The organism is Brevundimonas sp. UBA7664 (genome assembly GCF_002483305.1).
Taxonomy (GTDB): domain Bacteria; phylum Pseudomonadota; class Alphaproteobacteria; order Caulobacterales; family Caulobacteraceae; genus Brevundimonas.
In genome coordinates this window covers 33,207-42,844 of sequence record NZ_DLHQ01000036.1, presented here as the reverse complement: position 1 = coordinate 42,844, position 9,638 = coordinate 33,207, and the positions used below count along the sequence as shown (strand labels likewise).

Sequence of the window (9,638 nt, the reverse complement as noted above, 5' to 3'; positions counted from 1 at the left end):
CCCCGCCGTCCCGCCCGCGTCAGCGGCCGCCGCAGCCGCGCCGGCGCCCCGCCGCGTCGCGGACGTGGCGAACAGCGGCGAACCCCCGCCCCAGCAGGGCGGCCGATACTATTCGGTCCACCGCCAGAACGGCCGGCAACCCGACGCGCTGGAGATGCCCGCGCCGACCTATGTCGACGCCCTCGCCCTGACCATGCCCGACACCATCGCCTCGCAGGATCTTGCCGCGCCCGAGCAGGGCCCGACGCTGATCCGCGACAGCCAGGGCCGGCTGCGTCAGGCCCCCGCGGCCTCGGACGGGGACCATCAGTGACCGAAGCGTCGATACAGTCCCGACTCCCCGAACTGATCGCCATGGCCGAGGAAGGCTCCAGCGAGAAGCGTCGCGCCCTGCTGCGTGAACTGACCGAGCATTTCTTCGGCTCCTCCGCCCGCACCGCCACCGAGGACACGCTGTACGGCGCCGTCCTGACCAGTCTGGCGGCCGAGATGGAGACCGCCGTCCGGGCCGAGCTGTCGGCCCGGTTCGCCCATGCGCCCGATGCGCCCCATGCCCTGATCCGTCGCCTCGCCCATGACGAGGCCGCCGTCGCCGGCGCCGTCCTCGCCACCTCGCCGGTATTGAGCGACGAAGACCTGCTGGGCGTGGTGCGCGCGCATGGCCAGGACCACCTGCGCGCCGTCTCGGCTCGCCCTTCGGTCTCCGAAGCCGTGTCCGAGCTCATCGTCGAACGCGGCGACGACGAGACCCTGGGCGCCCTGCTCCGCAACGACGGCGCCCGGCTGTCGCGCAAGTCGTCCGAGGCGGCGGTTGAGCGGGCGCGGGTCAATCCGGCGCTGCATGAGGTCACGGTGTCCCGCGCCAGCCTGCCGGCCGACCTGCTCAACGAGATGTATTTCGTCGTCGAGGCGCGGCTGCGGACGCGGATCCTCGAACAGAACGCGCGCATGGACCCGGCCCTGCTGGAAAGCGCCCTCGCCGCCGGACGCGCCCGCATCGCCACCGACGACGGCGCCCTGCCGGCCGACTACGCCGAGTGCTCGGCCTATGTCGAGGAACTGAAGGCCGCCGGTCAGTTGACGCCGCAGATGCTCGCGCGGTTCCTGCGCTCGGGCGGGACGACGTCCTTCCTGATCGCCCTGGCCCAGCTGTCGGACATCGACTTCCACACTGCGCGCCAGATCGTCGATCGCCGCGAGCTGGACGCCCTCGCGGTGGTCTGCAAATCGGCCGATCTCGATCGCGCCCTGTTCCTGACCTATGCGGTGGTGCTGCTGAACGACGACGGCGACGCCATGGCCAAGGCGCACTCCTACGCCCGGATGTACGCCGAACTGACCCGCGAAGCGGCGCTCCGGACCCTGCGCTTCTGGCGCATGCGCCGGGGGGCGGCTGCGGCCTAGCCAGTGGCGAGCGACTGCAGCTTCATTTGCAGCGGAAGGGCGGCGCCGGCCATTCGGTCGCGCCGCCGGTGGCCAGCCACTGGTCACTAACCACTAGCCACTCTTCCAGCACCGAACAGCAAAACGCCCGCCCCCATCGCTGGAGGCGGGCGCTGCTTTCGGACCGAAGGCCCGATTTACTTCTTGGCGCGGCTCGCGGCGGCGCGGGCGGGTTTGCGGCCGCCCTGGCCGAGACCCATTTGCTTGGCCAGATCAGAACGCGCCTTGGCGTAGTTCGGCGCGACCATCGGATAGTCTTTCGCCAGACCCCATTTCGCCCGGTATTCCTCGGGGCTCATGTTGTATTTGGTGCGCAGGTGGCGCTTCAAGGATTTGAATTTGCGGCCGTCTTCCAGGCAGATCAGGAAGTCGGGGGTGATCGACTTGCGCACCGGCACGGCCGGCTCCTTGACTTCGGGCTCCGGCTCGACAGCGCCGCTCGAGACCTGCGTCAGGGCGGCGTGGATGCTGGAAATCAGGCCCGGGACTTCCGCCGCCTGCACGTTGTTATTGCCGACATAGGCCGACACGATATCCGCCGTCATTTCGAGGATTTGGGCGTTATCTTCCATGGGGCGGCCTCACCTTGTGCGATTTATATTCGACTGAATCAGCCGTTGGCGAGTTCAATAGATTTGTTCCCGGACGAAAGCAACATCGGGTTCCATGCTCAGGGCGGCGAGCGGGAAGTGCTGCAAAGATCACTATAAACAGACTGGCCGAACCGTGTTCGTGTCCTAACGGCCGAAATTCTCGGCCAGCGCAAGCATGGCCGCGCGTTCCGGGGCCGAGTAGTTGTCCAGACCATCTTCCTCGCCATCGCGAATGGCTCTGAGCAGCGCCGGCGTCAGGGCCGAGGACAGGGACCAGTTCCAGTAGCGCAGCACGGTCTGCGCCCGGTCGACCGCCAGCATGTCATAGGTGATCTGCACCCGCTCCCAGGCGGGATGGACCGAGCCGTCAGCCGCTGTCTCGGGCCGGCGCATCGAACGCCACAGGTTGGTCAGGTCGCCCTTGCCCAGACCCGTCGCCTTGCACAGGATGGCCAGGGGCTCACCGCCCGGATCGCCCAGGATCTTGGCGCCGGTGACCGGCTTGACCCCCGACAGATAGGCGATCTCGGTCGCCACCTCGCGGTTCAGGCCGCGCTCGGCCGCCGCCGCCACCGCCTGTTCCAGCCCGCCGTAGGGGCTCTTGTCGATGGCCGCGCGATTTCTCTGACGCCGCTCGATGAACTGCAGCGCCTTGCGCGATACCGGGTCCTGCCAGTTCTCGGCCGCGGCCATGGCGAAGACGTCTTCGGAAACCTCCTGCATGACTTCCCGCGACACGGCGAACCGCTGCAGGATGGTCCGGCGATCTTCGGGTCCGCACCACCAGAACATCACATAGGCCCCCGACGGGCGCAGTTCCGGCCGTTTCAGCACCGGGCCGCACAGCTGCGGCTCCTGCCGGCTGAGGCTGACGATGCCTTCGATCGCGGTCTGGCTCAGCCGCGCCGTACCGTTGCGCAGCACCGCCTCGATGACATGGGTCTCGCCGAAGCTCATCAGGGTTTCGGTGACCACTTCCGACAGGCCGCGTCGGCTGGCCATCAGGAAGCGGTGCTCGGTGGTGGCGTCCCGCGCGCACGCCACCAGATCGGCGTCCGACAGCGAGGCGCACTGTTCAATCAGCAGGCCGGCGATCTCCGGTTCGTCGCGCAACAGCATCCGGGCCAGGGCGTTGGGCAATTCGGCCAGCGGCGCCAGGCGCGCGGCCACCCGGCGGCGGTCCTCGGGCGACGCCAGCCGCAGCATCTCGACCAACAGGTCTCCGGTCACGGCGCGCTCGAAGGCGTTGATCCGGCTGGCGGGCAGCGACACGACATCGGCCAGACGCTTCAGCAGCGCATGGCGCGCGCGGAAGCCGCCTTCCGGGGCGGCCTCCTCAGGGCTGGTCGCGAGCTCGGACATGTCCCGCGAATCCTAGCGCCGCGCCGGTTAACCGGCTGTGACGGTCAGTCGAAGGCCGTCCAGGCGTTCCGGCTGTTGTCCGTCAGGGCAAAATCCGCCCGAACCGTCCCGGCGTCGCGAAAGGTCAGGGTCAATTCCACCCGCCCGGCCACCGCCTTCGCCGGATCGAAATTGATCAGCATGAAATGCAGGTCGCTGCCCGGCCGCACCTCGAGCGCGCCCTCAGCGGGCACGGCCCAGATCGGATCGGCGTCCATGCTGACGCCGTCAGGACCCCGGTTGATGCGATGGAACTCGACCCGAACGGCGCAGGCGCAGCTGACGCTGAACAGCTCATCCGCCACGGCCGAACCGTTGCCGATGCGCGCATAGCCGGCCGAGTCCTCGCCCGCCGTCCCCGAGGTCGCCACGATCCGCCGCGTCAGGTCCAGCGGCCCGACCGCCACGGCGGCCTCCCGCGCAACCGGAGCCAGCGCCGGCATGACCGGTACGGCTGATGCGTCCTCGCGATAATCAAAGCCGCCCTTTTCGACCCAGACCCCGTTCTCCAGCTGGTACCCGCGCGTGCGATGCACCCCGTCCGCGCCCATCACCATGGTGGAGCGGATGGGCGGAAAGCCGTCCAGGCCGTGCACCGTCTCCTCGGCCTCGAAGGCCCCGGGTCCCGTCGGCCGCATGACGCCGGTGGTGTGGAAGCCCCCGGAGGTGAAATAGTGGAAGATGTAGGCCCCGCTGTCCTTGTCGCGGAAGATCAGGGTCTCGCCCGCATAGGCGCCGCCGCCGACGGAATGCACGACGCGCACCGCATGTCCGCCCACGGCCCAGTCCCAGCGCTGGATATCCTCGGCGGCCGCCGGTCCGGTGCCCACGCCCCGCCAGGTCTTTCCGACCAGATGCTCGAACGGGGCATAGGCCGCGCGCCCGACGCCCGGCGCCGGCAGTTCGGCGACCTGGGCGACAGCGGACAGGCCGGGCGCCGCGAACAGCAGCGACAGGGCGACCGCGGCGATCAGTCGGTGTCTCATGGCGCGGATCCTCCCCCTCAGACGGCCTCGGGCCACCCCCGTCACGCGGCCCGACGGTGCATTGAAACCGCGTTCAGCCGGCGATCACAACCCTTCGAACAGGGCCGTCGACAGATAGCGTTCGGCGAAGCTCGGGATGATCACCACGATGGTCTTGCCCGCATTCTCCTCCAGCCCCGCCTGACGGAAGGCCGCGACCAGGGCGGCGCCCGACGAGATGCCGACCGGAATCCCCTCCACGCGCGCCGCCTTGCGGGACATGTCGAAGGCGTCCTCGTTCGACACCTGTTCGACCCCGTCGATGACCGAGCGGTCGACGATCGAGGGAATGAAGCCGGCCCCGATGCCCTGGATCTTGTGCGGCCCCGGCTCCCCGCCGGACAGCACCGGCGAGGCCGTCGGCTCGACCGCGATCATCCGCAGCGAAGGCTTGCGCGCCTTCAGCACCTGGCCGACGCCGGTGATGGTCCCGCCCGTGCCGACGCCCGAGACGACGATATCGACCGCGCCCGCCGTGTCGTTCCAGATCTCCTCGGCGGTCGAGACGCGGTGAATGGCGGGGTTGGCGGGATTGTCGAACTGGGCCGGAATGACCGCGCCGGGCGTCCGCTCCTTCAGCTCCATGGCCATGGCGATGGCCCCCTTCATCCCCTTCTCGGCCGGGGTCAGCACCAGTTCGGCCCCCAGCAGGGCCAGCATCTTGCGCCGCTCCAGCGACATGCTCTCGGGCATGACCAGGATCAGCCGATAGCCCTTGGCCGCCGCCACGAAGGCCAGGGCGATGCCGGTGTTGCCGCTGGTCGGTTCGATCAGGACGGTGTCGGGCCCGATATGCCCCGCCTGCTCCAGCGCCTCGATCATCGACACCCCGATCCGGTCCTTGACCGAGGCCATCGGGTTGAAGAACTCCAGCTTGGCCAGCACCGTCGCCTTCGGCTGATACTCGGCCGACAGCCGCGGCAGGCCCACCAGCGGGGTATCGCCGATGGTGTCGAGGATGGAGGCGTAGACCTTGCCGCGTCCGGTTTTGAGGTGGCGGGCGGCGTCGTAGGGGGTCGGGGCGGCGTCGGGCATGGCGGACTCCAGCAGCGGGAACGGCGGAACGTGCGTCAGGCGGCGCACCGGGTCGACCCGATCTAGGAGCGGCCTCGACCGGACGCAACGGCCGGGCGACCGGCGACGCTTGACGGAGCAGGGCTTATAAAGCCTTCTGCCCCGGACGTATCGGAGTCTCGGCCCGCCGATGAGGAGCTTGCCGTTGAAGGACCGCGTCGCGACACCGGCGGTTGACGGGCCGGCTACGCTTCGGTGCGCAGGGAGTCGATCGTGCTGAAGTCTCGCGGTCCGATGTCTGACAGGATGCGCGCCCACGACTGGTCCCGGTCGCCGCTTGGCCCCCCCGAGACCTGGCCCGCGTCGTTGCGAACGGTGGCGGAACTCATGCTCGATTCCGGGTTCCCGATGTTCACGGCGTGGGGTCCGGAGCTTGGGTTCCTCTACAACGACGCCTATGCCTGCATCCTGGGCGCCAAGCACCCGGACGCCTTGGGTCGGCGGTTCGAGGACGTCTGGCCCGAAATCTGGCCGGACATTCTTCCGATGGTCGAGGCCGCCATGGCCGGCCACGCGACCTATTTCGAGAACCTGCCGCTCGTCATGAAACGCAAGGGCTATGACGAACAGGCCTGGTTCACCTTCTCATACTCCCCCGTACGCGACGAGAGCGGGACCGTCGCCGGCATGTTCTGCGCCTGCACGGAGACGACTGACGCCGTTATGGCGGAGACGGCGCTTCGGGAGAGCGAGGATCAGTTCCGCGCTTTCGCCCAGGCCGTGCCCAACCATGTCTGGGCCAGCCGGCCGGACGGCCATCTCTACTGGTTCAACGAACAGGTCTACGCCTACACCGGGCTGGCCGAAGGCGCGCTCGACGGCCCGGCCGGCTGGGGCGATGTCGTTCATCCCGACGACCTGCCGACCGCCGGCGAAACCTGGGCCCGGTCGCTGGCGAGCGGCCAGACCTATCATATGGAGTTTCGCATCCGCCGCGGTGACGGCGAATGGCGCTGGTTTGTGGTCCGGGCGGAGGCGGTTCGCGACGATTCCGGGGCCATCATCCGCTGGGTCGGCGCGAATATCGACATCGACGACATCCGCCGGCAAGGCGTGGAAATGGCGAGGCTGAACGCGCAGCTGGCGGATCTGCTTGCGGGCAGCAAGGCCGAGCGCGACCGGCTCTGGACTCTGTCGCAGGATATGCTCGCCCGCGCTGACTACGCCGGGGGCCTGCTAGCCGTGAATCCGGCCTGGACCAAGGTGCTGGGCTGGTCCGAGCATGAACTGCTGACCAATCCCTATGCCGACATCATCAACCCCGAGAACATTGCGGCGACGACCGCCGCCCTGGTGGAAATGGGCGAAACCCGCCAGCCCACCCGGTTCGAGAACCGCATCCTGTCGAAGGACGGCCGCTGGACCTCAATCGGCTGGACCGTCGCACCGGAACCGGACGGCATTCACTTCATCGCCGTCGGCCGCGACCTGAGCGAGGACAAGGTGCGCGAGCAACTGCTGGCGCAGGCGCAGGAGGCCCTGCGCCAGTCGCAAAAGATGGAGGCGGTGGGTCAGCTGACCGGCGGCATCGCTCATGACTTCAACAATCTTCTGGCCGGGATCAGCGGCAGTCTTGAGCTGCTCGAGAAGCGACTCGACGAGGGCCGGCTGACAGGCATCGCGCGTTACATCACCGCGGCACAGGCTTCGGCCGATCGCGCCGCGACCCTGACCCAGCGCCTGCTGGCTTTCTCGCGTCGCCAGACTCTCGACCCCCGCGCGGTCGACGTGAATCGCCTCGTCGCTGACATGGAAGATCTGATCCGCCGCACGGTCGGCCCCACCATCGAGGTCGAATTCCGTCCCGAGGCCGAGCTGTGGTCGACGAAGATCGACGTCTCGCAGCTTGAGAACGCCCTGCTCAACCTGTCCATCAACGCCCGCGACGCCATGGCGCCGAACGGCGGGCGGCTGACCATCGAGACGGCCAACAAGGTTCTGGACGGAACCGCGGCGACGGAGCGCGACCTGACGGCCGGCGAATATGTCTACCTGTGCGTCGGCGACACCGGCACGGGCATGACGCCCGAGATCATCGAAAAGGCGTTCGACCCCTTCTTCACCACCAAGCCGATGGGCCAGGGGACGGGGCTGGGCCTGTCGATGATCCACGGCTTCGTCCGGCAGTCCGGCGGACAGGTCAGGATCAAATCCGTCGTCGGCGAAGGCACCAGAATGTGCCTTTACCTGCCGCGCCATGCCGGCCCGCTCGATACGCCCGACGAACCCGCCGCGCCGCGAGACAACCAGGCCGGCCATGGCGAGACCGTGCTGGTCATCGATGACGAGCCGGCGATCCGCATGCTGGTGGTCGAAATGCTCACCGACAGTGGCTATCGCGCGCTGGAGGCCGAGGATGGACCCGGGGGCCTTGCCATCCTGCGGTCTGACGCCGTCATCGACCTTCTGATCACGGACGTGGGTCTGCCGGGTGGCCTGAACGGCCGTCAGGTCGCCGACGCCGCGCGCGAGTCGCGGCCCGGCCTGAAAGTGCTGTTCGTCACCGGCTACGCCGAAAACGCCCTCGTCGGAAACGGCCATCTGGATAACGGTATGGAGATCCTGACCAAGCCCTTCGTCCTGGCCGACCTCGGCGACAGAATCCGCAAGATGCTTGAAGCGCGACCGGCCCCGGAATTTACGCCGCATTAACCACGTGAGCGCCATTCGTTAACGGCTGCTGTTTCAGCGACCGCGACCGCAAAGGCGCCGCCTTTTCGACCCGACGCGGCTGGTATCCGGGGTCCTCCGCTTGCGCAATCTCGCCGCCGCCGTTGAAGCGATCGATCCGCTGGTCGTGACCGGCAAGGTCGCCGGCGTGAACGGGCTGTTGATCGAGTCCAAGGGCGGCCTGTCGCGCCTCGCCGTCGGCGCCCGGGCCGAGATCGAACGCCGCCATCTGTCCCCACTCCCCGCCGAGGTCGTCGGCTTCCGCGACGCCAAGGCCCTGCTGATGCCGTTCGGTCCGGTCGAGGGCGTGGCCCCCGGGGCCGACATCCGCATCGTCTCCTCGGCCGCCAGCGTCCGCCCCACCACAGGCTGGCTGGGCCGGATCATCGACGCCTTCGGCCAGCCGATCGACGGCAAGGGCCCGCTGCCCATCGGCCCCGCCGCCTATCCCCTGCGCGCGCCCCCGCCCCCGGCTCATTCGCGCGGTCGGGTCGGCGAGCGGCTGGATCTGGGCGTCCGAGCCATGGACGTCTTCACCACCACCTGCCGCGGGCAGCGCCTCGGCATCTTCGCCGGCTCCGGCGTCGGCAAGTCGGTGCTGCTCTCCATGCTGGCGCGTCAGGCCACCTGCGACGTGGTCGTCGTCGGCCTGATCGGCGAACGGGGCCGGGAGGTGCGCGAATTCATCGAGGAGACCCTCGGCGAGGAAGGCCTGCGCCGCGCCATCGTCGTCGTCGCCACCTCTGACGAACCGGCCCTGAAGCGCCGCCAGGCCGCCTATATGACCATGGCGATCAGCGAATATCTGCGCGACCAGGACCTCGAGGTCCTGTGCCTGATGGACTCGGTCACCCGCTTCGCCATGGCCCAGCGCGAGATCGGCCTCGCCGCCGGCGAGCCGCCGACCACCAAGGGCTACACCCCGACCGTCTTCACCGAACTGCCCAAACTGCTGGAGCGCGCCGGTCCCGGCCCGGTCCGCCCCGACGGCACCACCGCCGGCCCGATCACCGCCCTGTTCACCGTGCTGGTGGACGGCGGCGACCATGACGAGCCGATCGCCGACGCCGTGCGAGGCATCCTCGACGGCCATATCGTCATGGACCGCAAGATCGCCGAACGCGGCCGCTTCCCGGCCATCGACGTGCTGAAATCCGTCAGCCGCACCCTGCCCGCCTGCCAGACGCCGCCCGAGCGCGAACTGAACAAGCGCGCCCGCCAGTGCCTGTCCGCCTATGGCAATATGGAAGAGCTGATCCGCATCGGCGCCTATCGCACCGGCGCCGATCCCATCGTCGACCGCGCCATCGCCCTGAACCCCGCGCTGGAGGCGTTCCTCGGCCAGGACAGGGACGATCACACGCCTCTTTCCGATTCCTTTACCCGACTGGAAGCAATCCTGAATCAGGGAATGATCCAGTGACCGGAGTAC

The 9,638-nt window shown here is 68.6% G+C and carries 9 protein-coding genes; 4 read left to right on the top strand and 5 right to left on the bottom strand.

Annotated elements, in window-relative coordinates:
- Nucleotides 1-313: hypothetical protein (locus B2742_RS08785; RefSeq protein ID WP_292065199.1), on the top strand; the 313-nt coding region annotated here is incomplete at its 5' end.
- Nucleotides 314-354: 41 nt separating this feature from the next.
- Nucleotides 355-1,404 carry a DUF2336 domain-containing protein gene (locus B2742_RS08780; protein ID WP_292065201.1) on the top strand — a complete coding sequence of 350 codons (1,050 nt, stop codon included), beginning with the start codon at nucleotides 355-357 and terminating at the stop codon, nucleotides 1,402-1,404.
- Between the two features lie 176 nt (nucleotides 1,405-1,580).
- Here B2742_RS08780 and B2742_RS08775 read toward each other — a convergent pair whose 3' ends face one another.
- The 5 genes from B2742_RS08775 to B2742_RS08755 all read right to left on the bottom strand — a co-directional run bounded on the left by B2742_RS08775 (nucleotide 1,581) and on the right by B2742_RS08755 (nucleotide 5,865).
- Nucleotides 1,581-2,015 (bottom strand): MucR family transcriptional regulator, encoded by a 435-nt coding sequence (locus tag B2742_RS08775; protein ID WP_292065197.1) that lies wholly within the window; start codon nucleotides 2,013-2,015, stop codon nucleotides 1,581-1,583.
- Nucleotides 2,016-2,180: 165 nt separating this feature from the next.
- On the bottom strand, nucleotides 2,181-3,398 hold the full coding sequence (locus B2742_RS08770; RefSeq protein WP_292065195.1) for a DUF2336 domain-containing protein: 1,218 nt from the start codon (nucleotides 3,396-3,398) through the stop codon (nucleotides 2,181-2,183).
- A gap of 44 nt (nucleotides 3,399-3,442) precedes the next feature.
- Entirely contained in the window at nucleotides 3,443-4,423 is a 981-nt protein-coding gene (locus tag B2742_RS08765) for a copper chaperone PCu(A)C (RefSeq protein ID WP_292065193.1), read from the bottom strand.
- 84 nt (nucleotides 4,424-4,507) lie between these two features.
- Nucleotides 4,508-5,497, bottom strand: a complete 990-nt coding sequence (cysK, locus tag B2742_RS08760) for a cysteine synthase A (RefSeq protein WP_292065191.1) — start codon at nucleotides 5,495-5,497, stop codon at nucleotides 4,508-4,510.
- 224 nt (nucleotides 5,498-5,721) lie between these two features.
- On the bottom strand, nucleotides 5,722-5,865 hold the full coding sequence (locus B2742_RS08755) for a hypothetical protein (RefSeq protein WP_292065188.1): 144 nt from the start codon (nucleotides 5,863-5,865) through the stop codon (nucleotides 5,722-5,724).
- Between B2742_RS08755 and B2742_RS08750 the strand changes: the two genes are divergently transcribed.
- Together B2742_RS08750 and fliI are read left to right on the top strand one after the other, a co-directional pair.
- The gene (locus tag B2742_RS08750; protein WP_292065187.1) at nucleotides 5,864-8,188 is read left to right on the top strand and encodes a hybrid sensor histidine kinase/response regulator; all 2,325 of its coding nucleotides are present in this window, start codon (nucleotides 5,864-5,866) and stop codon (nucleotides 8,186-8,188) included. The two genes, B2742_RS08755 and B2742_RS08750, sit on opposite strands and share 2 nt — an antisense overlap.
- 100 nt (nucleotides 8,189-8,288) lie before the next feature.
- Nucleotides 8,289-9,629, top strand: coding sequence for a flagellar protein export ATPase FliI (gene fliI / locus B2742_RS08745; RefSeq protein WP_292065185.1), 1,341 nt, complete (start codon nucleotides 8,289-8,291; stop codon nucleotides 9,627-9,629).
- Nucleotides 9,630-9,638 lie beyond the last annotated feature (9 nt).

Excerpts from the sequence above, each read along its gene's own strand:
- B2742_RS08780 (WP_292065201.1), top strand. The coding sequence starts at position 355 with ATGGCCGAGGAAGGCTCCAGCGAGAAGCGTCGCGCCCTGCTGCGTGAA.
- B2742_RS08775 (WP_292065197.1), bottom strand. The coding sequence starts at position 2,015 with ATGGAAGATAACGCCCAAATCCTCGAAATGACGGCGGATATCGTGTCG.
- B2742_RS08770 (WP_292065195.1), bottom strand. The coding sequence starts at position 3,398 with ATGTCCGAGCTCGCGACCAGCCCTGAGGAGGCCGCCCCGGAAGGCGGC.
- B2742_RS08765 (WP_292065193.1), bottom strand. The coding sequence starts at position 4,423 with ATGAGACACCGACTGATCGCCGCGGTCGCCCTGTCGCTGCTGTTCGCG.
- cysK (WP_292065191.1), bottom strand. The coding sequence starts at position 5,497 with ATGCCCGACGCCGCCCCGACCCCCTACGACGCCGCCCGCCACCTCAAA.
- B2742_RS08750 (WP_292065187.1), top strand. The coding sequence starts at position 5,864 with ATGCTCGATTCCGGGTTCCCGATGTTCACGGCGTGGGGTCCGGAGCTT.
- B2742_RS08755 (WP_292065188.1), bottom strand. The coding sequence starts at position 5,865 with ATGAGTTCCGCCACCGTTCGCAACGACGCGGGCCAGGTCTCGGGGGGG.